Source organism: Dyadobacter sp. HNCC25DJ183 (assembly GCF_056895175.1).
The window spans coordinates 55,483-76,478 of sequence record NZ_JBXHAP010000002.1 but is presented as its reverse complement, the minus strand read 5'-3'; the positions used below and the strand labels follow the sequence as shown (position 1 = coordinate 76,478).

The window sequence follows — 20,996 nt, the reverse complement described above, 5'->3', positions numbered from 1 at the left end:
AATTGCCTGCTAAAATAAACCTGTAACCAATGATGAATTTCAACCTGACCAGATCTGTAAAGATCTTCTCTTTTCTAATTGCGCTCTCGCTCGTGAGCACATTCTCCAAAGCACAAACAACCACAGGAACCTTAAACGACATTGCTTTTCTTGAAGGTCACTGGCTTGGTACTTACAATGGCGGACCCATCGAAGCTTCATGGACAGCCCCTGCCGGCAACAACATTATGGGCTATATCCGTATGATCAAGGATGATAAGCCTGCTTTGTACGAAGTATTTGCATTTGAACAAGGCGATAAAGGGCCGATTGCGAGAGTGAAGCATTTCAAACCCGGTCTGATTGCACTGGAAGAGAAGAATGTGTCGGACACCTACAACTTTATCGAAGCAAAAAAGAACCAGGCTTTGTTTGAGAAAGATGACGTTTCTGTAAGGATCATTTACGAAAGACGTTCACAAAATCAGCTGGTGATCCAGAGAGGAAAAATGGAGAACAATAAATGGGAGTTTGTTGACCTTTTTGTTTTCAACCGCATTCCATAAATAGCTTTACAGCTATAAAAAAGGTGATAGTTGCCCCGCAGCTGTCACCTTTTTTAGTTTTTGATGATCAGGTAAACGCCCGCAACGAGTAAAACTGCTCCCAGTATCCTGGGCATTGAAATCTGGTGAACAACGAAGCCCTGCAAACCAAAGTGATCGATTGTCATTACCGCTGCCATTTGTCCGGCCACCACTAGGCAGATCATATTTGCGGAACCAATGTGACGAATGATCATAATCACTGTCAATACATAAAAGGCACCCAGTACACCGCCCATAAATCGTGTCCATGGAACCTGTTTGATCTCGCTGAATGAAGGAACAGGATTTTGATTGAAGCAGGCATAGGCGATGAGCAGGACTACCAATCCTCCAAAAAATGAAATAATGGCCGCCAGGATCGGATTGTTGATAGACTCGCGCAGCTGCACATTCACACCGGATTGTACCGCATTAGAAATGCCGATCAGGAATGCCAGGATCAGAAAAATCCAGTTCATTTTCGAGGTTTTGATAAACATATTATTAAGCAAGCGACCTATTGTTGCAGCTCATCCAGATCGTCGGGATCAACGGTTTTGTAATGACCGTACACGCGCAGAATGATCGCAAGTGCCACCGTTACCTCCGCAGCAGCAACTACCATGACGAACAATGCAAACAATTGTCCACTCAAACGCTCCCCATCGTACCGACTGAATGCCACCAGATTAACATTAACTGCATTGAGCATTAACTCAATACCCAGGAGCATTCCGATAAAATGGCGCTTGGTAACAGCAATGCCCAGTCCGGCCGAGAACAGAATCGCACCTACGATCAGGTAATGGTAGATTGTGATGGAAGTCATTTGGCAGGATTTCGGTTCATAGCGAGATATGCGGCGCCAACAAGCGCTACCAGCAGCAAAATAGCCGTAATTTCAAAAGGTAACAAATGGCTCGTCATCAATTCCACCCCTATGGTTTTGATCGTGGATCGGTTTTCGACAGCTTCGCCTGCCATTCTGAAGTTGGCCGAGAAGATAATCCTGAGTAAAACCAGTCCGCAGCCAACACCTGCAATTACTCCCGCAACTTTACGGGATATCGGTACCTCAACTCGGTTATGTCTGGTCGGATCACTATTTCTGACAGCCTTTTGCGTGAGCATGATACCAAAGATCAGCAGCACCAGAATTCCTCCTACATAAATCATGATCTGCGAAACGCCCAGAAAATCTGCGCCCGCAAGAACAAACAATGCACCTACTCCCAGGAATGCCAGAAACAGCGCAAATGCGCCGTAAATGAGGTTCTTCGAAAAAAGAATAAAGAGCGCTGCCAAAATCGCAATAAGAGAAAAGGCGTAAAATGCTGCTGCTTCCATGTTGTTATTATATAAAAATCACCAGCACCTACTCTTTTGGCGGCTTAGGTTTCATTGTTGGTCTGAATGCAGGCTTCGCTGGCGCCGGAGCTTCTGTGGGCGTTTCCGAAACCGGCTTTTCCACATCTTCGTCCGCAACAACCTTCGGCTTCATGGTTGGTTTAAATGCAGGTTTCGCTGGTACCGAAGCTTCCGCAGGTGTTTCTGAAACCGGCTTTTCCACATTTTCGTCAGCAACAACTTTCGGCTTCATGGTTGGTTTAAATGCAGGTTTCGCTGGTACCGGAGCTTCTACAGGTGTTTCAGAGACCGGCTTTTCCACATTTTCGTCAGCAACAGCTTTTGGCTTCATTGTGGGTTTAAATGCAGGCTTCACTAGCGCCGGAGCTTCCGCGGGTGTTTCAGAAACTGGCTTCTCCACATTTTCGTCCGCAACAGCTTTTGGCTTCATTGTTGGTTTAAATGCAGGTTTCGCTGGTACCGGAGCTTCCGGAGGCGTTTCTGAAACCGGCTTATCGCTGTTTTCCTGAGGAACTACTTTCGGCTTTAGTGTAGGACGAAAAGCAGGTTTCGGATCTGGTGTCGCTACGGGTTCAGCAGCAGGATTCTCGCTAGCTGTACTATTATCGACAGGCTTTTTAGGTTTGAAAACCGGCCGTGCTGGCTTCGGCTCTTCCGCATTCATAACTGCTTCTGCCGGCTTCTCTTCAACCTGTGGTTTAGGCTTGATCGTAGGCTTGAATGCAGAACGTGGTGCTGTGGGCTCTGCTGGCTGTTTTGCCTCCACCGGTTTGGCAGCTTTTGCAGCCTCTTTTTCCTTTTGAAACTGTTCCAAAAGCGCACGTTTCTCGTCGGCCTGCTCAGGTGTGAGATTGGAATAATTGTAAACCATATCCCGCACATCAAACTCACTGTAATCAAACGTTTTGGTCATTGTAAGACACTCCGTGGGGCAAACCGTTGTACAAAGGCCGCAATAGCAGCATTTGGCCATATCAATGTCAAACTTAGCCGCATACAGCCGGATCGGCGAACCGTCGGAAGCACGCCCAACCTCTTCCACAGCCCGGATAGGCTCAATTTCAATGCAATCGACCGGGCACACTTTCACACATTTATCACAGACAATGCAATCGTCTATTTCATTGTGAAGCCGGTACCGCCCATTGTCAGGAATTGGAATGGTTTCAAGAGGATACTGAATGGTGACCATCCCATCATTCTGACTATAAAAATCATCAGAGCGGATATCAACCAGCTTTCTCCTGTTTCTCGCACCCCACAAATGCCGCAGCGTCAGCCGCAATCCCGTCATTGTGGTTGTAATTCCTTCTGATATATTATTAAAGTAAGTCGACAAGTCGTTTTTGATTTTGGGATTCTACCCTATTGCAAAGATAGAGTAAGTGAATGAAAACAGACCTTTATACAACTTGCTGATTACGATTTCGGTTCACTCATTTGAATGTAAAAATCGCCAATTCAGCCATTTAACTATCATTCGCTTCAATCAATTTTTGAATAAGGGAGAGGTATTTGTCAGCCAGTTGCGTTCTGTCGAAATGCTGTCTGGCATATAAATAACCATTGTTTCCCTGTTGCTCAGCAAGTTCCGGATTTTTAAGGTAAAACCGCACCTTTGCTGCAAGATCTTCGGGATGCTCGGGTTCAACAAATGTGCCCGCATCGGCCTGGCTAACCAATTCCTTTGATATTCCGTCGATACCAATCAGCACCGGTTTTCTGCAAGAAAAGTAATCGAAGGTTTTGTTACTATAAACAGTCTTGAAAATTTCCGCACGCTTTAATACAGACAAGCCTGCATCTGCCGCCAGAATGTATTCAAATACCTTCTCTTTTGAGACTTGCGAAATAAAAGTCACATTCTTCAAACTTCTTCTTGCAACCTCATTCATCAGCCTCTGCTTTTCAGCGCCATCGCCTATCAGCAGGAAATGCGCGTGGGTATCGGTAAGCAACTCTGCCGCATCTATGAGCTGCATCAGCGCATTTGCAACGCCGTGCGCGCCTACATAAATCAGCACAAAAGCATCTTTGAGCCCCAACTTTTGCCTGAATGCAACATTGTCAAAGTTTGAATTAATCTTCTCCGACAATGAAAAGTCCGCCGCATTTGGAATAAAGCAGATTTTCTCCCTTTCTACATTCTTTTGATTGATTAACACATCCCGGAATGCAGGAGTAAGTACATTAATCATTTTTGCCCTCTTATATAAGAATTGCTCAAAAGCATAAGAAACCTTGATCAAGCGCTTGCTCGTAAGAAGTCCGGCGCCTATCGCCGATTCAGGCCACAAATCTCTTATCTCCAAAATGAATGGAATCCTTTTCAATCGAGCCAGCAGCCAGCCCGAAAAACCGATGAAGAGCGGCGGAGAAGTTACCAAAACTGCATCATACCTCTCTCTCGCGTAGAAAATGCCGCCAAAAATTGCTGAGAAGACAAAGGAGAAGTATCCTATTAACCTGCCAGAGAAGCCGGAATGGTACTTTTCAGAAACAAAACAACGAATTACCCGCACGCCAACCGCATTGGTAGTATCAGTAAACCACCTCTCTCCCGCCGCATTTTCTGAGTTCATATAATGCACATTTCCCGCAAGTACCGTCACCTGGTGGCCCTGCCCGATCCATATCCTGCTCATTTCATTCCACCTTGACCCGCCCCCTTCATTGTCTCTGAGAAAGAACTGGTGTATCAACAAGATATGCATACTTTATAAGCTAATGTGCGAGATTTCTGTTCGGATGTAGCTGCCGGTAAATGGAAAAACCAGCGCAGTGCATTCTGTTTTGCTGCCGTAAAATTCGGAGAAATAGCCGGGTAGCTTTTCGGGAACAATGCACTTGTTTCCGTGATCAACCGCAGTGATGCGGTAATTTTCGAAGAATGCATTGTCCGGATGCCAATGCTGTTTTGATACCCTATTGCCGGGTACGTTTTCAAGCCAGTCTTCAACAATCCAATGCAGCCTGCCGATCGCCTTTGACACCCGCCTACGGTGGATAACAGGCTTTTCCAGAAAAGTAAATCCTGTGAATTGTCCTTCCAAAACAGACTCTTCACCACAACAGAAAGCCGATCCATTTGCATCCCGCACCCAATGAGACCATGTAAATCCCGGACCCTTCTGCATTTGATCACATTCCCCAAGCGTAACCGTATTATGCGAAGTGGTGCCCGCGAAATAGCCCGCCCAGTTTGCTTCCGTATTGTAAGAGTAACTCCCGGCATCACGAAGAATGTTCCGCCCTCCAACCCAAATGTCAAGATGCAGGTTGTCAGCCTGAAATGGGCGATTACGATAAGCAGCACAGCGAAGTAAAGTAACAGTTTGGTCATCACGGACTATATAATAACCTCCAATTTTGAAGTCTTTGCCAGGAGCTATAGCTGAGTAAGATTTGTGCTCCACTTTCGGCCGGACAATGCCAAACCAATGTGCCTCTTCATCCCAGCTGCCACTGCCGTATTGATCGGGCATATTTAAAAGTGCTGCTAATGCATGTAACTGTGGACGGAAATCGCGAAAATGGCATTCGGTTAATGGAAAAAACAAGGCTCCGTCGTTGTTACCCAGATTGGCCAGTTGTCCACTTTTTTCATCCTGACACATTTGGAGAAACGCAACAGTTTTCTGGGCTTTCCGGTAAGTTTCATTATTAAATCGATCGCTATTCAACTCCCCCAGGCGCAGTGCCCAGGTCAGCAGTTGTACTGCTACGCGGTGGTAGTTCATTGAAAACTGAATGTAAGTCCCGTCTTCAAAAATCTGAGAGGCAATTTCAGCTTCAAATTCCCTTTTACCTTGCCGCCGCCAGGTATTGCCTTCCGGGAAAAAGGGAAACAGTATACCAGCGGAATACAAGGCGACTGCTTCGGTAAGTGTGTGATTATTGTGCAGAATAACCCGCGAATACCTGAAATGGGCAGATACACGCCGCATTTGGGCATAAATGCTAGGTATGATCTTACTGAAAATAGCCGGCGTCAATGCTGGCGAATGCTGGTAGTAATGCAGCGCAAAGATCCAGTTGAGCACGCGTAGTGAAATTTCCTGACTACAAACCCAGTGCGGGCCGCGGTTAACAGGATTATGATCAATCCAATCTTCAATGCAGGAGAAAACCTGATCCGACTGGCTTACCCCGGAGTGAAAATCAAAGCGGATCAAGTCGTATAAAAAGCTGAATCTTGCCTTTTCCCAAACATACTTAATATCTCCGGCTGCGGGAGACAATGTCGCAATTTCCGTCCAATGCTGATTTTTCGGGTACTTGAAACGAGACTTGGGATTGGTATGCCAATCATCTACTCTGATCCATTCATTAGAGAAAAATAGCTGCTCACCCTGCGCAATTCTGTTGACTCTTTCTTTTAAGATCTGATGGTGTGTGTGCGGCATTTCAGCTTTAACCGGTACAAAAAAGCGCACATTTGATCGCCGCCAATCTACCAGAGAGATAGAGGACTCCAGTACGTATTGATCAGGAAAACGCCACCGCAAAATTTTTAACTTACGGCAAATTTCGTAGATAGTACGAAAAGCTACGTAGCTAAACCCCATTTCTAGGAGAAAATGCTTATAGTGAAGAAAGTTGCGTAGTATTTTCATCTTACTTCAATCCAATGGCCAGTTTTCAAGCTCTCCACTGCTGCAAATGTGGCCCGCGTCGTATTCACAACTTCTGCTATGCTGATTTCGGCTAGATTTATGTTTTTTTTATCCTGGCTGAATTGCGAAAATTGCCGTTTATGGCCTTTGTCCTTACCTACACTCAGCTTATTGAAATTTTTAAAACCATAACCAACCAGGAATTTGAAATCATCGAGTACTAACGTGCAACCGCCGGAAAATACTTCCACCCGCTCCTTCTGATACTTACTGCTGCCGTTAGAAAAATAGTTAACTACTCCTGCCGATCCATTCAGATACCTGAGCAGAATGCTTACATTTTCATCAGCCTGCCCCGTCTGGTTTCGCATGGCATTACTGCATACAGCCGTCACGCGACTCTGTGTAAGACAAGTAACCAGATCAATAAAATGGCAGGCTTCTCCCAGTATTCTTCCGCCACCAATTGCCGGATCTTTCAACCAGGAGTCAGCAGGCAGGCTGCCTGCATTTACCGTGACGGTCACATTCATCTGAGCACCCGCCAGCAATTCGCGCATTTTGCTTACATACGGCGAGTACCGGCGGTTAAATCCGATGGAAAGTTGCATTCGCGCGTTGTGCTGCGCTTCAATAATCCCGTCGAGCTCTTCCGGGTAAATAGTTAGTGGCTTTTCAACAAATACCTGTTTACCTGCTTCTAATGCTTCTATGACCAATTTTCCATGCTGATTATGCCGGGTTGCAATAATCACCAGATCGATTTCGGGATCATCTAAAATCTGATGGTAGTCTGATACCGGACGAGCGATTTTATATTGCCTGGCCAGATTATAAGCGTTAAGCCCACCAGCACTCGCAATGTATTTAACGGCCGCTCCTTTTAGATTGGGCAAGAGCGTCATTCTGACGAAATTGCCCGCACCGATTATGCCGATGATGGGAATGGAAGATTTGCATTTGAAAGTTTTCAGATCTCCCTGTCGCCCCTCAGTTGTGCGAGTGGGATAATTGATAAGTGTAGCCACATTTCCTTTCTCCTCCTGATTGTAAAAAGCCGGAGTCTCCTGCAACGCGATCGTCGCCGAAATCAATGATTTTACTTCTAATCTTCCCTCTTGCAAGAGTTGCAGTACCGCTTGAAAATTCCTGTTTTCAGTCCAGCGGACATAGGGAAAAGGGTAATCAATGCCTTCTTCTTCATACATCTGATCATAACGGCCAGGTCCGTAAGAGCAGGAAACCTGAAAGCTCAACTCTTTTTTGTAAAACTCACTTCTTTCCAGATCCAGCCCGGCTGTGCCTACCAGTACAATCCTGCCCCTTTTCCGCGCAATGCGCGCTGCCTCGCTGATAATGAAGCCAGACTTTCCCGCTGTTGCAATGATGATACCATCCGCGCCGTGCCCCTCATTCAATGCAGACAAACCTGATTCAGGATCTGCAAGGCTATTGTCAAAAACCTTAAAACCCCGTTTCGCCGCAAGCTCCCGCCTTTGCTGATCCGGCTCAATGCAGATAACCTGACAACCATTGATCCGCAGCAGCTCCGCTGTAAGTAAGCCGATCAACCCAAGGCCCATAACAACGATTGTCTCACCTAATGTCGGCGCCAGGAGTCGGATTGACTGCAGACCCACAGCAGCCAGAACCGTGAATGCAGCCTCTTCATCAGATACATTCGCGGGAATTCTGGCGACCAGGTTTACCGGCACACATACCACCTCGGCATGGCAGCCGTTACTTACAACCCGGTCGCCTATACAAAATCCCTCAACACCCGCACCTACTGCAATCACTTCGCCCGCCTGCGCATAGCCGAGCGGTATCAGCTGGCTGAGTTGATTTGAGATCAGCGAGATTGCATTGGTAATGCCTTCTGATTTGATTTTGGCCAAGGCCAGTCTGAATTTCCCGGGCTCACGCATTGCTTTAGACAACAAACCGGCCTTGCCGAAACTGACAAGCATTTTTTCAGTACCTGCCGAAACAAGGCTCTTTCGCGTCCTGATCAGCACGCATCCTTTGCGGACAAGTGGCGCGGGGACTTCGTGCAGCATTACTTTACCCGTGCGCAGATGAAGCGCAAGTTGTTTCATCGTGTATAGTGTGTTAATTATTACCTAAATTTCAGCCTCACATTTAATTAGTAAACAGACCTTTTTAGCAATGACAAGAGCGCTCAATATCGGTATTATTGGTTATAAGTTCATGGGCCGGGCACACAGCAACGCGTGGCTCAAAGCCCCTCAGTTTTTTGACATTTCCGTGAAACCTATCCTCAAAGCTGCATGCGGAAGAAACCAGTCGTCGGTTACGGAATTTGCAGAGAAATGGGGCTGGGAAGAGACTGAGACGGATTGGAAGAAGCTGATCGAGCGCGACGACATTGATATTATTGACATTGCATTGCCTCAAAACCTCCACTACGAAATTGCACTTGCCGCAGCCAGGGCAGGCAAACACATATTTTGCGAAAAGCCCCTTTCAATGAGCAGCCGGCAAGCCGAAGAAATGCTGAAAGCGTGCGAAGACAACAAAGTTGTGCATTATCTCAACCACAATTACAGACGCGTACCCGCAGTAGCGCAGGCGAAGAAAATGATTGAAGCCGGTAAAATCGGGCGCATTTTTCACTGGCGGTGCTGCTATCAGCAGGATTGGATCGTAGACCCGAATTTTCCATTAACCTGGCAGCTGCAAAAAGAAATCGCGCAGGCTGGACCGCAATGGGACCTTAACTCGCATGCAGTAGACCTGGCGCATTTCCTCGTAGGTGATATCACTTCGGTTTCCTGCCTTACAGCCAATTTCATCAAAGAACGGCCGCTTGCAAATGAAGGAACATCTGGTAACCTGTCGGCAGAAGCCAATGCAACTGAAAAGGGAGAGGTAACAGTAGAAGACGCCGCTTTGATGATGGTAAGGTTCAAAAATGGCGCTGTGGGTTCATTCGAGGCGACAAGACTGGCGACGGGGAGAAAAAACCGTTTGTCGTTTGAAATCTATGGCAGCGAGGGAAGTCTTGTATTTGATTTGGAAAAAATGAATGAACTGCAATACTTCTCGCTTGCCGACGATGAAACTGCGCAAGGGTTCCGGAACATACTTGTAACCGAATCTGCACATCCCTATGTAGGTAACTGGTGGCCAGCGGGGCATATTATTGGCTACGAACATGCATTTGTACACGCAGTAGTTGATTTCCTGAAAGCTGTGGATGAAAAAACTGAGATTAAGCCCGACTTCTCTGACGGTTTGAAAATTATGCGGGTATTGGAAGCGGGAATTCAGTCGGCGGAAACGGGTCAGCAAGTTCATCTATAAAATTTCTGAACATGAACAGGTACAAACAAAGCGTTTCAATTTCGGCTAAATGCATTCTTCTGATTGCATTGCTGACGAGTTCGGTGTATGCCCAAAAGAGCATTTACAGGAAAGACAACCTGATTGCCTGGTGCATTGTACCATTTGACAGCAAAAACCGCGGCCCCGTCGAGCGATCAGAAATGCTCAATAAACTTGGCATTACAATGCTCGCTTACGATTGGCGGGAGAAGCATATTCCAGAGTTTGATAAAGAAATAGAGTCGCTGAAAAGCCACCATATCAAATTGCAGGCATTCTGGCTGTATTCAGGCCCGGACCCGCAAAACGATAAGACTTTGCCGATCATTCTGGAAGTGCTGAAAAGGCATCAGGTCAAAACAGAAATCTGGTGCATGATTGCGGGAATCAAGGACTTGGATAAAATGTCGCAGCAGGAAAAGATCGAGGCACATGCGAAACCACTTGCCTATATAGCCGACAAAGCGGCGGAGATTGGCTGCAAAGTGGGCGTGTATAACCACGGAGGCTGGTACGGAGATCCCGAAAATCAGCTACAATTGATCAGGTATGTCAATAAACCGAACATCGGGATTGTTTACAACTTCCACCACGCAGAAGCTGATCTGGAAACATTTCCAACCTTTTACCCCAGGATACTGCCGCATTTACTGGCAATTAACCTGGCGGGCTTAAAAACAGGTAACCCGGTGAAAGTAGTACCTGTTGGCCAGGGCGACGCGGAGCTGGAAATGATGCAGATCATCAGGGAAAGCAGCTACAACGGTCCGATAGGCATTATCAACGAAGAATTCGCCCCGGATGCAGAAGACGGATTGAAGGTGAATATAGAAGGACTGAAAAAGCTATTAGGTGAGCTTGGCGATCAGGAAGGTTTGAAAAGCTACCGTAAGTAGAAGCTGGGTGGCTGGATCACTGGTTTGCGAAGACCTATGAAAAAGAGCAGCCGATTGTTTTCAGAGTGATTAATAACTCGGCAACTTACAATGTGTTTTTCGGCTGTAAGCCCGGGATTGTGCCTCAGGTGATTAATTTTTCCAAGAATTCACTGCTTGTCGGTATGAAAGCAGATTTCAGTAAGCCTGTCAACTCACCAGTTAACATCCATAAAATGACGCAGAATCTTTCTCAGACTACAAACGGCGACTACACGTTACAGGTAACTGTAACAGGCCGCCAAGGTGGCGCGACCGGCGGTGGCGAATGGTTCGGCTTTACCTCATTGGTACCAAAAATACAGAGCACTGTAAAACTGGAAATGAAGTATGAGTTTGATTGAAGTGTCATTCATCCGTTTGTCGCCTCCTGACTGGATAGATAACAAATGCAGATGTGATCTGAACGAAATGCTGATGCTATGCAAAACAAAAAAGGCGCTATTGCTAGCGCCTTTTTGTAATCGTGGGAGTTGAGGGATTCGAACCCCCGACCCTCTGCTTGTAAGGCAGATGCTCTGAACCAACTGAGCTAAACTCCCTTTTTCCCGTCGTTTGGGAGTGCAAATATGTGCGACTAAATCTAGGTCTGCAAACTTTTTTAGAAAAAAAATTAAAAAAATTTACAAGCAACTGAAAATCAATATACCTACTCAAAGTTCAAATAAAGCGTGACTGTGTGAGTTGACATCCTGCCGATCCCCGATCCGACTGAATTTTTTGAAGGCTGTAACATATTCGTCAATCCATGCGAGAAACGGAGTTCCGGGGCGAATTTGAAGAACTCAAAGAACTGCTCATAACCCACTCCATAATCAATCGAGAAGTCAGTGGATTTTGTATCCAGCTTTGCCGAGCCGCCTCCGCGATTTCTTTTGACATTGGTTTCAACTCCAAAAGTCACCCCCGCGAGCATATACATGCGTGAGTTTACCCTGCGAAGTGATTTGTATTTCAAAAGCAATGGGACTTCTATCCAGGTTGATTCGCGCTTTTCTACTCTGTCTGCTGCATTTGGATAACTGAACTTAACCTGTCGCTCATACAAAGAGACCGATGGAGTTGTACGAAGGTCAAAATGATCTGTCAGGAACGCATTAACGGTGAAGCCCATGCGAAAGGATGCCTGCGTGGGCGATTGGATCACATATGCAGAATCTCTTTGCAGAAAATCATCATTGTGCCGGATATTAAAGCGGGTAAATGGTACGGCGAATAAAATTCCGTAGTGAATGGGCTTATCGTCGTAATATTCCAGGTGCTTTCGCCTGTATCCAATACCCTGCGCCATGCAGTCCTGCGCCGCTATCAGCAGCACGAGCATTCCTAATATTACTTTTGCCCGATGTAAATTGAACAAATCCCGAAGGTAAGTGATATGCATTTGGTATTAGTAAAACCTGCTTTTCTATAAATTTCCAGGAAAGCTTCTCCGTCGGGAAACGCCTGGACTGATTCGGGCAGATATGTGTAAGCCGAACTATCCTTTGAGACGGTCTTTCCTATGATTGGTAATATGTATTTGAAATAAAAATTGTAAAACTGCTTAAAAGGGAAGCTGCGCGGCTTGGAAAACTCTACTACCACACAATTTCCGCCCGGCTTCATCACGCGGTTCATTTCTGTCAGGCCGGCCAGCAAATTCTGAAAATTCCGTACTCCAAACGAAACGATAATGGCGTCGAAATAATTGTCCGCAAAACTCAAACTTTCCGAGTCGCCCTTTTGCAGGGTAATCACATTTTGCTTGCCCATTTTGGCAATTTTCTCACGACCAACGGCAAGCATTCCTTCTGAGATATCTACCCCAATAATACGCTCCGGATTAAGCGAAAGCGCCTCAATGGCGAAGTCGCCGGTACCGGTTGCAATATCGAGTATCACTTTTGGCTGCTGCTTTCTGAGCAGTTTGATCGCCCGTTTTCTCCAATATATATCCACGCCCGCGCTGAGTACGTGGTTAAGCAAATCATATTTCGGCGATATGTTGTCGAACATTTCGGCAACCTGCTCTCTTTTGCTGCCCTCCTTGTCCTTGTAAGGTACTACACTCATATTCTTTTCTGATAAATGCAACTATGAACAAAACTAACAGATAATTGCGGTTTCGCGTTGACGAATGGGCTGTATTTACGGTAAGTGGCTGACGAAAAGCGTAAACCGTCGTCTAAATGGGACGACACTTTTCAACTTCTAAAACCCACTTCTATGCAGCATCTATATCTGATAATGGTTTTATGCTTTCTGCAACCGGCTGCTTACGCGCAAAAACCTTCGCGCCCCTACTCTTCCAATGGAATAAGCGGGAAGAAAAGTTACAATAGAAAGCAGAAAAACGACATCTTCATCGGGGTTCGCGGCGGACTTACTCAGTTTTTCGGGGAGCTGAACGGACAGGATATGCGCAGTATGACCGGAGTAGGCATTGGAAAAGCATTCACCAAAGAATTTTCTGTTGAAATAGATTTTAGTGCGGGAAAAGTTGGTGGGGAACAATCAGAGTTTTTCAACTCTTACTTTATCAATGAATATAATGCAATCGAACTCCTGGCTAAATGGGATATCACAGAACAGTTCAGCGCATTTGAACCCGGACCGTTGCATTTAACTGTCTACGGCGGCGTTGGGCAGCTGTATTTCAGCGCCAATGCATTTGACCTGGATAGTGGAGAATTGCTGCGGTTTACCAACAGCAAGCTAAGTGCCAGGAATCCGTTATTTCTACGCTGGGGGCCAGCCAGTGGACCTATGGGCATTAAAAGGACGCGCGAAGGTATGCTACCGCTGGGCACTTCTTTGGAATTTGCATTGTTGCCTGCATTGAAAATAAGCGCCGATTACCGTTTTTATTTTGTGAGAACAGACAAAATGGACGCCACATCGGGACGGAGGCTGATCAATCCGGAGGAAAGCGAGTCTTACAGCGACACGCCGGATGATAAATTCAGTTTTATGGGAATTTCACTTACTTACCACTTCGGCAAACCGGGTAAAAAGAAGCAACGCATTAAAAATGGCAATTAACTACAAGCTATATCCCTCTATTCTTAATTGTTTTGACCGCTTTGAAAAAGGACATTTGACTGAACAGGAGCTAATTGACAGAATCAATCGCGTTCCTATTCCGCAAACAGAAGCGCAACGAAAAGGGGTTTCATTTGAAGAAGCCGTAATTAAAGGAACAGACGAAGAAGCTTTCGACCAGGAAATACTTGACCAAGTCCGCGCATTGCTTCCCAGACCAATGCTGCGCACTCAATTTTACTGCGAGTACCAGCTGAACAATGTGCTGCTTTACGGTTATGTGGATGTTTTAGGTAAAATGTTCGCGGCGGACATTAAATCTACAAGCAACTATAAACCAGGTCAGTACAGTCAAAATCACCAGAACTTCTATCTCCCTGCACTAAGGGCAAAAGGAGTACGCAGCCTGCGCTACATCATTACCGACTTCCAGCAGGTTTACCAAGAAGAATACGACCACGCCCTTGATCTTTCAATGCAGGAAATGCAGGTAAAATCATTTTGTGAATTTCTGGAATCGCACCGGGAGGCGGTTACTGATAAGCGGGTTTTTGGGGGCTAGGGGGTTATGCAGCGTTACTCAGGTAATACGACCTCTCGATATCAATCTACCCAAATTCTCTCTTCTTTAAGGCAATGCTGTAAAAAGCTCCGTGCTGACGTTTCCGAATAATCCGCCACAAATCGCTGCGCATAACTCCCATTGACAAATCTCGCCCGTGTTTCCAACATCAACTCAATACCATCAGAATTTGTCACGAATGTTTTAATACAAACAATTTCGTCGCCTGCCTCATTGCAATCGCGATGAAGGCAGATTTCGCTTTGGGCTTCGGGGAGATTGATGATTTTGAAGTTCATGGGATGCGTAGGTTTTCTGTGATTGAATGTCTATACAAAGTTCGACACAGCTATTTAGAAACTACACAACCGATATGTTGTTATCTCAGGGGGAGTAATAAATAGTTATTCAATTGACAAACCCAAAAGACTTATTGACAAAGTTGTAGGCTATATAAGTGGTACTTGAATCTTTATTGCTCTTACCCTTACTAAATCGTCAGCGAAAACTACCTTGCTCCAAGACTTTAATGCGCTTCTCCCCATCCCTAATTGTTTGCTCCAATTCAACTTGCTTTTTTGCAAGCAAGCTATCACTGATTCTTTTTTGAGCCGATAGTCTTAAACCAAGCATTCTCACCTTCGCTTCTTCTGACTCAATTATAAGCTTTTGTTGCTGAATTTGAATTTCTTTAATATCCTTCTCTCGTTGGTTTTCATACGTTAAATAGCTAAGAAAAATTACAGCTAGTGCATTAGTCGCTCCTGCTATAATTTTCACAACTTGCCAAATTTGAACTCTTAAGTCACGGACATACAAGTTTGTATAACCTCCCTCGTGTACAAGAAAGTTATACCCCTTATTGGTGATAGTTGCTATATATTCCTGATGACTCGCCAATCCTTTTCCGCTAACGGGTATTAGCTTAAGGAAGTCGCTATCCGCTAACTTTTCGCAGTAGAACGCGGATGTTTTCCGTCCAATACCCAAATTTAAAGCTAATAGCTCCGTTGTGCCTCCGTTTGAATCAACGAATGATTTTAACACACGATCTAGCATTTTTGCCTCGTTCTTTGAGATCATTTTCGAAGTACATTAGTAAATTCACGTATGCGACACGATAACGCCTATGATATCCTATGTTCAATTATACAGCAAAGCCCGCTTAGAACATCAGTTATTTAGAAGCACTGTCGTTGCACAATATAATTATCACAGAATGGATCAGGGATTATTAAGTATTTTCCTATAACAACTAGCTACCACAAAAGATCTGAGGATAGAAAAACAAAAAAGCCGCTGCGATTGCTCGTAGCGGCTTTAAGTTGTGGTGATGGACGGAATCGAACCTTCGAATGACACTTTCATGAGCTTTTCGTTAAAATATTCTGATTCAGAGCTACTAACGGCAAATATATAAAATTGGGTTAGACAATATACAACCTCGCAAAGGATTTTTATCGTAAACCATTTTGTAAACCAAATCAGTTAAGATAGATTTGTGTAAACTAAGTTGTCGCTTAATGGCCACTTCAAAATACTATCTTAAAAAGCCAAAGCCAAATGGCAATTGCCTGATTTCCCTGTACTTCCGCTATGGAACGGAACAGGTTGTTGTTTCTACAAATCATTTTATAAAGCCCAAATCCTGGGACGCCAAAAACCAGCGGGCGAAAGCAAGCCATGAGGCATACTTGGAACTCAACGCCAATCTGGACCGATGGCGGAATGAAGTTCAGAAGATATACCAGCAGCGGCTTTATCAGAAGCTGCCGATTACTCCCGCCGATTTAAAACCGCTATTTGAGCGCGAGATAAGGACTGACAAATATGAAGCAGCTCCGGAGAAAGGCAAGCCTGGCCTGGCTGATTTCATTGACAAATACATCAAGTCAGTGGAAGGATTCAAAAACGCTAATACGGTCAAGACTTACCGCTCGCACTTGAAGATGCTGAAGGAATACCAGGTCGATGCGAAAAAGAAGAGCATTGCATTCAACGACATCACATTGGACTTCTATCATGATTTCAAACGATTCATGGTAGAGGTTAAGAAGTATAACGAAAACACGCAGAATAAGCACACCGGCCTTTTGAAGTTCTTCCTAAACGAAGCAACCGAGCGCAAGGAGAATGACAACATAGAGTTTAAGAGTCGACGTTTCTCCACCCCTCGCAAAGAGGTGGATTCGATTTATCTCAATGAAGAAGAAATTAAGCTGCTTATGAAGCTTGACCTGTCAGCTGAGCCAAGGCTGGAAAAAGTCCGGGATCTTTTTATTGTCGGTTGCTTCACCGGTTTACGATTCTCCGATCTCACGACAATTCAAGCTGAAAATATATCGCCGGACTTCAAGTATTTGAAGACAAAGACGATCAAGACAGATGAATTCCTGGAAATTCCCATTCACCCGATTGTCAGGAAAGTGATGGAAAAATATAAGGATAAGACGCCAAACCACTTGCCACCCGTGATATCCAATCAAAAGATGAATGAGTATCTCAAGGAAATCGGCGAGAAGGCAAATCTGAGCGATGAAGTCGCTTTATTCGAAAAGAAAGGGAAAGTTCGGACCCAGAAAAAGGTAAGTAAATTTTCATTAATTACGTCTCATACCGCCAGGCGATCGTTTGCAACCAACGAATACCTCGCCGGCACGCCGAGTTACGCCATTATGGCGATTACTGGTCACCGGACCGAAAAAGCATTTTTGACATACATTAAGGTAACTAAGAAACAGTACGCGCGTCAGCTTTCCGAGATATGGAAAGAGCGCTTTAAAGATGAGTGATTATGGCAGAACAAACTGATTACCAATCTGGATACTCTGAATTTGAAAGGTTCAAGAAGCACTTTGGATTAAAGTATCAAGACAGTCTGGAGTTTACTCCATATTTCCGCTTTGAAATTGGAGAGGCGACACACCCATACCATTTACATTTTCCGGAAAGACCCACTCGAAGGAGGTATCAGAACGATATTATTAACCTGCTCTGCTATTTCAGCTCTGTTGAAGAGTCCATCGAGTGTCTTGAATACCACTACCACCATTTCGATGAAAAGGAACGCTTTCTGCGTTACTTCAAATTCTCTCTACCGGCCAGAATTCAGCTGACTTCTGGCAAGGAGGATAAGATACGCCTTCAGACTTGCCTGGAATGGGTTATCGACAACTACGAATCCTATAAGATGGAACCAGTCTATGTCGGAGCCAGAGCTGAAATAAAGGGTAAAGACAGGGACAAAATCCTACGTCTGTTTTCCTTTCTTTTCAATGACATTAAGGATCCAAATGGCTCGGAATATGCGATGAAGGCCACTAGCCTAGGGACTGCCATTGCACTTCACCAGTTTGAGAGCTTTAAAAATTCGGCTTTATCATCATTACAAAAGGAGGCGTCCGAGATTCGGACGGCAACGAATATTCCGGAGCAGTTGCAGGAAGAATTGAGGGCATTTTTCTATGGGCCGACGAGTAAATAACACTACATTATGGAGAGTAAAATCAAGATATATCAAACTAGTGACGGGCAAACCCAGATAGAGGTGAAGTTTGAAAATGACACGGCATGGCTTTCTCAGGAGCAAATCAGTAAGCTATTCATGCGAGAACGAAGTGTCATAACCAAACATATTGGCAATGTCTTCAAGGAAGGTGAATTAGATGAAGAAAGCAATGTGCAAATTTTGCACATTGCTGGTGCAGATAGACCGACTAAGTTTTACAACCTGGATGTGCTGATTTCAGTCGGTTACCGTGTGAAGTCATCACAAGGAACCAAATTCAGAATATGGGCAACTCAGCGGTTAAACGACTATCTGATCCAGGGTTATGCAGTTAACGAACGGAGACTGGCCGAAAAACAGCAAGAAGTCCAATCACTCAGAGACGGCATTCGAATACTGAACAGAGCAATAGAGGATAAAGTAGGCGGAACTGATTTTGCCTGGCTCGCACAGTTTGCAAAGGGATTGGAATTGCTAGATGATTACGACCATGAACAACTAGACGCCAAAGGGATAAGCACGAAAGATGCAGTGTATCCAGAGCTATCCGACTATTATCGTGTAGTTGAAACGATGAAGGCCGATTTCGATTCTGATGTTTTTGGTAAGGAGAAGGATGGGAGCTTCCGGAGTGCATTGGTACAAATTGGTAAAGGCTTTGGTGATATAGACTTCTATCCATCAATTGAAGAGAAGGCGGCCACTTTGCTATACCTTATTATTAAGAATCATGGTTTTGTAGATGGGAATAAGCGCATTGCTGCTGCATGTTTCTTGCTGTTTCTTGAAAGTAATGGCCTTTTAATGTCAAAATCAGGAGATCCCATCATAAGTAATGAGGCTCTTGCTAGCCTGACTTTATTTGCAGCGGCTAGTAAGCCGGAAGAAATGGAGACGGTAAAGAAATTGATTGTTAGCGTCTTGAATAGGAACCAATACAGCTAACGCAAATATTTAGGCGGGATAAATTGCCTAGGAAAAGAGATTTGCATTTACAGTTGCACACACGGAATATTGACACGTGTGAGTTGCCAAATACGAATATCGTTACACTACTGCCTTTCACCCCTACCAATTAGAATATATAAAAGCTAATTTTCAAAAATTCTGGCTAACTCAACATTCAAAATTTCGCAAATTGCTATTGACTCCACCCTAACCAGTTGAATATGAGTACCTAAAATCTGTATTGAAAGATCTGAGTTTGCTAGCCCGCTATGCGCAATAGCATTTCTCAACCGAAGAAGTTCTCTATGAAATTCATTTAGATACTTTTCTCTATCATTTACCCCCGATTGGCCATAAAACTTTTTAATACTGTCCGTTTTTGCAAGAACTTCGAAGTCCAATTTAATTTCACACAGTTCTAAAAATTCGAAAAAAGAATTTAAGCTAATCAACGCCTTCGGAAAATGCACCATTTCTGTATTTAAGCGATAATCCACAGATTCGTCAAAACAGGTTGCAATATTAGAGGTGATTTTACGGATATCAATTTTTAAATATGGAGGAGATGACGCGTGATTTGCTAGCAAAGTTCCCGTCGACTGTAAGTGTTTATTTCTTAATTGTATTGATAGACCACCGAATGGCCGAATGTTCCTATTAATTTCTGTAATTACAGTTACAAGTAAATTCCTAAGAAAATCTTCGTAGCATGCAGCAAACGACACAAACATTGAATTAAGAAAAGCGATATCTGGAAGGCTCTTTTGTAAATACCCCTGAATAAATTTCTTAGTACCCTGCTCAGTTTGGTTCCAATTTAGATTCTGTAATACGGCAGCTTTAAATTCCTTACTATCCTTAAGATGGATATAGCATGATTCAATATCCTCAATCTGAGCTTGAAAGACCAAAAAGGAATTCTCAAAGTATTTCATCAGGCTATTACCTCGGTAAAAATTGCACTAATAGCTTCCGAACGTTGTACTATCGACGGTGCAGTACCCACTTTTCCGGTAATCAGCTCATAGAAATCCTGATCCCGGCTTCGCTCTGTTAACAAAGCTGAAATTTCACCTTTTTTATCAATCAACTTTTGCAAATCAGCAAAATTATGATCAACCGCTACCATGACCGCATCAAATAGTGGAACCGAAACCTGCATCTTGCCTTTTGAATCTTTTATTTTAAAAGTGTCTTCTTCGAAAATATCATAACAACCATCCAGCCGAGAGACAAAAATGTCACGCAATTTGTCAATGTCCTTCTCCGGTAAATTACGATTCCTTTTCATACAACTATCTAAAATACCTTTAATTGTCCCTTTTACCTGTGATTTTATTCGAAAAGCGAAGAATCTTAAGACTATTTCGCAGTCAACCATGCGTTTAAATAAACTATTATTAGCTAACTCAGAGGAAATTTCACCATCGATAATGTTGTCCTCATATCTCGGAATTGACCATGTGTCATTAAATCTGGAATTTCCAGCTAACGAATTGATCAAATCGTTGAATGGGCCAGAGTAAATACAGTTACGCAATTCTTGGGCATTCAAACGCATTCCACCGGTGTTCAATCTCTCAAAAACCATTTGATGCATTGTCTGTTGATCAGACGCCATTTGATTTTGTCTACTTTCAGCTAGAATGACGGTCGCAGAAATCCGTCGTCGATCTAGCCCGCGCCGTATTACTGGTGGGCAATCCGAATAATTCTTGCCATTCAGCTCCTTCCAGCTTTCCAACCCCGACAACTTGTATTCATTGTTATAAAATCCTATAATAGAATTAAGCCTTTGCTGCCCATCCATCACCTCATATCTGCTATAATCCCATTCAAATAAAAAAATCGGCGGGATAGGTATGTTCATCAACAGCGATTCGATAAATAAAGATTTTCTGTTATTGTCCCAGACCATGCGCCTCTGGTATTCAGGATGCAAGTTCATCCAATGTTTTTGCTTTACAAAGTCTATAATTTGAGGAAGGAGGAAATCATTTCGCTCTTGAGTCAAATTAAACGATCCATTTCTATATCTCTCTTCAATTTCTCTATCAGTGAAAGTAGCTCTTGGCATCTTTTAATATATTAATTTTTATAGACCTAATTAACCTATTAGAA

The 20,996-nt window shown here is 44.1% G+C and carries 22 protein-coding genes and 1 tRNA gene; 9 read left to right on the top strand and 14 right to left on the bottom strand.

The window, feature by feature from the left end:
* The first annotated feature begins 29 nt into the window (after positions 1-29).
* Positions 30-545: a DUF6265 family protein gene (locus AC1XTG_RS04320; protein ID WP_229238525.1), complete on the top strand. Its 516-nt coding sequence runs from the start codon at positions 30-32 to the stop codon at positions 543-545.
* A gap of 53 nt (positions 546-598) precedes the next feature.
* On the opposite strand, the gene AC1XTG_RS04315 is transcribed toward AC1XTG_RS04320, so the two are convergent.
* The 7 genes from AC1XTG_RS04315 to AC1XTG_RS04285 form a co-directional block, all read right to left on the bottom strand.
* Positions 599-1,045, bottom strand: a complete 447-nt coding sequence (locus tag AC1XTG_RS04315) for a DMT family transporter (RefSeq protein WP_056283106.1) — start codon at positions 1,043-1,045, stop codon at positions 599-601.
* A gap of 38 nt (positions 1,046-1,083) precedes the next feature.
* Positions 1,084-1,395 carry an NADH-quinone oxidoreductase subunit NuoK gene (gene nuoK / locus AC1XTG_RS04310; RefSeq protein WP_056279492.1) on the bottom strand — a complete coding sequence of 104 codons (312 nt, stop codon included), beginning with the start codon at positions 1,393-1,395 and terminating at the stop codon, positions 1,084-1,086.
* Complete coding sequence (locus AC1XTG_RS04305) at positions 1,392-1,913, bottom strand: NADH-quinone oxidoreductase subunit J family protein (RefSeq protein ID WP_484841148.1); 522 nt, start codon at positions 1,911-1,913, stop codon at positions 1,392-1,394. The genes nuoK and AC1XTG_RS04305 overlap by 4 nt, the downstream gene beginning before the upstream one ends.
* A gap of 28 nt (positions 1,914-1,941) precedes the next feature.
* Entirely contained in the window at positions 1,942-3,273 is a 1,332-nt protein-coding gene (locus AC1XTG_RS04300) for a 4Fe-4S binding protein (RefSeq protein ID WP_484841147.1), read from the bottom strand.
* A 130-nt stretch (positions 3,274-3,403) separates the two neighbouring features.
* Positions 3,404-4,648 carry a glycosyltransferase family 4 protein gene (locus AC1XTG_RS04295; RefSeq protein ID WP_484841146.1) on the bottom strand — a complete coding sequence of 415 codons (1,245 nt, stop codon included), beginning with the start codon at positions 4,646-4,648 and terminating at the stop codon, positions 3,404-3,406.
* A gap of 3 nt (positions 4,649-4,651) precedes the next feature.
* The gene (locus tag AC1XTG_RS04290) at positions 4,652-6,370 is read right to left on the bottom strand and encodes a heparinase II/III family protein (protein WP_484841145.1); all 1,719 of its coding nucleotides are present in this window, start codon (positions 6,368-6,370) and stop codon (positions 4,652-4,654) included.
* A 176-nt stretch (positions 6,371-6,546) separates the two neighbouring features.
* Positions 6,547-8,649 (bottom strand): bi-domain-containing oxidoreductase, encoded by a 2,103-nt coding sequence (locus tag AC1XTG_RS04285; protein ID WP_484841144.1) that lies wholly within the window; start codon positions 8,647-8,649, stop codon positions 6,547-6,549.
* A 70-nt stretch (positions 8,650-8,719) separates the two neighbouring features.
* Here AC1XTG_RS04285 and AC1XTG_RS04280 point away from each other — a divergent pair, with 70 nt between their 5' ends.
* The 3 genes from AC1XTG_RS04280 (at position 8,720) to AC1XTG_RS04270 (ending at position 11,177) form a co-directional block, all read left to right on the top strand.
* Entirely contained in the window at positions 8,720-9,877 is a 1,158-nt protein-coding gene (locus AC1XTG_RS04280) for a Gfo/Idh/MocA family protein (protein WP_484841143.1), read from the top strand.
* An 11-nt stretch (positions 9,878-9,888) separates the two neighbouring features.
* Positions 9,889-10,794 (top strand): sugar phosphate isomerase/epimerase family protein, encoded by a 906-nt coding sequence (locus tag AC1XTG_RS04275; protein WP_484841142.1) that lies wholly within the window; start codon positions 9,889-9,891, stop codon positions 10,792-10,794.
* Between the two features lie 164 nt (positions 10,795-10,958).
* Positions 10,959-11,177 (top strand): hypothetical protein, encoded by a 219-nt coding sequence (locus AC1XTG_RS04270; RefSeq protein WP_484841141.1) that lies wholly within the window; start codon positions 10,959-10,961, stop codon positions 11,175-11,177.
* A 123-nt stretch (positions 11,178-11,300) separates the two neighbouring features.
* Here AC1XTG_RS04270 and AC1XTG_RS04265 read toward each other — a convergent pair.
* From AC1XTG_RS04265 to ubiE, 3 genes are all read right to left on the bottom strand, one after another.
* A tRNA-Val gene (locus tag AC1XTG_RS04265) sits at positions 11,301-11,375 on the bottom strand.
* A gap of 107 nt (positions 11,376-11,482) precedes the next feature.
* Complete coding sequence (gene porT, locus AC1XTG_RS04260) at positions 11,483-12,217, bottom strand: type IX secretion/gliding motility protein PorT/SprT (RefSeq protein WP_484841140.1); 735 nt, start codon at positions 12,215-12,217, stop codon at positions 11,483-11,485.
* Positions 12,166-12,888, bottom strand: a complete 723-nt coding sequence (gene ubiE / locus AC1XTG_RS04255; protein WP_484841139.1) for a bifunctional demethylmenaquinone methyltransferase/2-methoxy-6-polyprenyl-1,4-benzoquinol methylase UbiE — start codon at positions 12,886-12,888, stop codon at positions 12,166-12,168. Before ubiE ends, porT begins: the two co-directional genes overlap by 52 nt.
* 153 nt (positions 12,889-13,041) lie before the next feature.
* Here ubiE and AC1XTG_RS04250 point away from each other — a divergent pair, with 153 nt between their 5' ends.
* Together AC1XTG_RS04250 and AC1XTG_RS04245 are read left to right on the top strand one after the other, a co-directional pair.
* Entirely contained in the window at positions 13,042-13,857 is an 816-nt protein-coding gene (locus AC1XTG_RS04250; RefSeq protein WP_484841138.1) for a hypothetical protein, read from the top strand.
* On the top strand, positions 13,847-14,419 hold the full coding sequence (locus AC1XTG_RS04245) for a hypothetical protein (RefSeq protein ID WP_484841137.1): 573 nt from the start codon (positions 13,847-13,849) through the stop codon (positions 14,417-14,419). The genes AC1XTG_RS04250 and AC1XTG_RS04245 overlap by 11 nt, the downstream gene beginning before the upstream one ends.
* 41 nt (positions 14,420-14,460) lie before the next feature.
* Here the strand turns inward: AC1XTG_RS04245 and AC1XTG_RS04240 are convergent, their stop codons facing one another.
* Complete coding sequence (locus AC1XTG_RS04240) at positions 14,461-14,718, bottom strand: hypothetical protein (protein WP_484841136.1); 258 nt, start codon at positions 14,716-14,718, stop codon at positions 14,461-14,463.
* 199 nt (positions 14,719-14,917) lie between these two features.
* The gene (locus AC1XTG_RS04235; protein WP_484841135.1) at positions 14,918-15,502 is read right to left on the bottom strand and encodes a hypothetical protein; all 585 of its coding nucleotides are present in this window, start codon (positions 15,500-15,502) and stop codon (positions 14,918-14,920) included.
* A 440-nt stretch (positions 15,503-15,942) separates the two neighbouring features.
* Here AC1XTG_RS04235 and AC1XTG_RS04230 point away from each other — a divergent pair, with 440 nt between their 5' ends.
* From AC1XTG_RS04230 to AC1XTG_RS04220, 3 genes are read left to right on the top strand one after another with little or no spacing between them, the layout of a single operon-like run.
* The gene (locus AC1XTG_RS04230; RefSeq protein WP_484841134.1) at positions 15,943-17,211 is read left to right on the top strand and encodes a site-specific integrase; all 1,269 of its coding nucleotides are present in this window, start codon (positions 15,943-15,945) and stop codon (positions 17,209-17,211) included.
* 2 nt (positions 17,212-17,213) lie between these two features.
* On the top strand, positions 17,214-17,903 hold the full coding sequence (locus AC1XTG_RS04225) for a hypothetical protein (protein WP_484841133.1): 690 nt from the start codon (positions 17,214-17,216) through the stop codon (positions 17,901-17,903).
* A 9-nt stretch (positions 17,904-17,912) separates the two neighbouring features.
* Positions 17,913-18,872 carry a virulence RhuM family protein/type II toxin-antitoxin system death-on-curing family toxin gene (locus AC1XTG_RS04220; protein WP_484841132.1) on the top strand — a complete coding sequence of 320 codons (960 nt, stop codon included), beginning with the start codon at positions 17,913-17,915 and terminating at the stop codon, positions 18,870-18,872.
* Positions 18,873-19,018: 146 nt separating this feature from the next.
* Here AC1XTG_RS04220 and AC1XTG_RS04215 read toward each other — a convergent pair whose 3' ends face one another.
* Both AC1XTG_RS04215 and AC1XTG_RS04210 read right to left on the bottom strand, forming a co-directional pair.
* On the bottom strand, positions 19,019-19,810 hold the full coding sequence (locus AC1XTG_RS04215; protein WP_484841131.1) for an MAE_28990/MAE_18760 family HEPN-like nuclease: 792 nt from the start codon (positions 19,808-19,810) through the stop codon (positions 19,019-19,021).
* Positions 19,810-20,952: a GmrSD restriction endonuclease domain-containing protein gene (locus AC1XTG_RS04210; RefSeq protein WP_484841130.1), complete on the bottom strand. Its 1,143-nt coding sequence runs from the start codon at positions 20,950-20,952 to the stop codon at positions 19,810-19,812. Before AC1XTG_RS04210 ends, AC1XTG_RS04215 begins: the two co-directional genes overlap by 1 nt.
* Between the last annotated feature and the right edge of the window lie 44 nt (positions 20,953-20,996).

Excerpts from the sequence above, each read along its gene's own strand:
- AC1XTG_RS04320 (WP_229238525.1), top strand. The coding sequence starts at position 30 with ATGATGAATTTCAACCTGACCAGATCTGTAAAGATCTTCTCTTTTCTA.
- AC1XTG_RS04285 (WP_484841144.1), bottom strand. The coding sequence starts at position 8,649 with ATGAAACAACTTGCGCTTCATCTGCGCACGGGTAAAGTAATGCTGCAC.
- AC1XTG_RS04225 (WP_484841133.1), top strand. The coding sequence starts at position 17,214 with ATGGCAGAACAAACTGATTACCAATCTGGATACTCTGAATTTGAAAGG.
- AC1XTG_RS04295 (WP_484841146.1), bottom strand. The coding sequence starts at position 4,648 with ATGCATATCTTGTTGATACACCAGTTCTTTCTCAGAGACAATGAAGGG.
- AC1XTG_RS04250 (WP_484841138.1), top strand. The coding sequence starts at position 13,042 with ATGCAGCATCTATATCTGATAATGGTTTTATGCTTTCTGCAACCGGCT.
- ubiE (WP_484841139.1), bottom strand. The coding sequence starts at position 12,888 with ATGAGTGTAGTACCTTACAAGGACAAGGAGGGCAGCAAAAGAGAGCAG.
- AC1XTG_RS04230 (WP_484841134.1), top strand. The coding sequence starts at position 15,943 with ATGGCCACTTCAAAATACTATCTTAAAAAGCCAAAGCCAAATGGCAAT.
- AC1XTG_RS04240 (WP_484841136.1), bottom strand. The coding sequence starts at position 14,718 with ATGAACTTCAAAATCATCAATCTCCCCGAAGCCCAAAGCGAAATCTGC.
- AC1XTG_RS04245 (WP_484841137.1), top strand. The coding sequence starts at position 13,847 with ATGGCAATTAACTACAAGCTATATCCCTCTATTCTTAATTGTTTTGAC.
- AC1XTG_RS04220 (WP_484841132.1), top strand. The coding sequence starts at position 17,913 with ATGGAGAGTAAAATCAAGATATATCAAACTAGTGACGGGCAAACCCAG.
- AC1XTG_RS04215 (WP_484841131.1), bottom strand. The coding sequence starts at position 19,810 with ATGAAATACTTTGAGAATTCCTTTTTGGTCTTTCAAGCTCAGATTGAG.
- AC1XTG_RS04315 (WP_056283106.1), bottom strand. The coding sequence starts at position 1,045 with ATGAACTGGATTTTTCTGATCCTGGCATTCCTGATCGGCATTTCTAAT.
- AC1XTG_RS04270 (WP_484841141.1), top strand. The coding sequence starts at position 10,959 with ATGAAAGCAGATTTCAGTAAGCCTGTCAACTCACCAGTTAACATCCAT.
- AC1XTG_RS04235 (WP_484841135.1), bottom strand. The coding sequence starts at position 15,502 with ATGATCTCAAAGAACGAGGCAAAAATGCTAGATCGTGTGTTAAAATCA.
- AC1XTG_RS04280 (WP_484841143.1), top strand. The coding sequence starts at position 8,720 with ATGACAAGAGCGCTCAATATCGGTATTATTGGTTATAAGTTCATGGGC.
- AC1XTG_RS04305 (WP_484841148.1), bottom strand. The coding sequence starts at position 1,913 with ATGGAAGCAGCAGCATTTTACGCCTTTTCTCTTATTGCGATTTTGGCA.
- porT (WP_484841140.1), bottom strand. The coding sequence starts at position 12,217 with ATGCATATCACTTACCTTCGGGATTTGTTCAATTTACATCGGGCAAAA.
- nuoK (WP_056279492.1), bottom strand. The coding sequence starts at position 1,395 with ATGACTTCCATCACAATCTACCATTACCTGATCGTAGGTGCGATTCTG.
- AC1XTG_RS04210 (WP_484841130.1), bottom strand. The coding sequence starts at position 20,952 with ATGCCAAGAGCTACTTTCACTGATAGAGAAATTGAAGAGAGATATAGA.
- AC1XTG_RS04275 (WP_484841142.1), top strand. The coding sequence starts at position 9,889 with ATGAACAGGTACAAACAAAGCGTTTCAATTTCGGCTAAATGCATTCTT.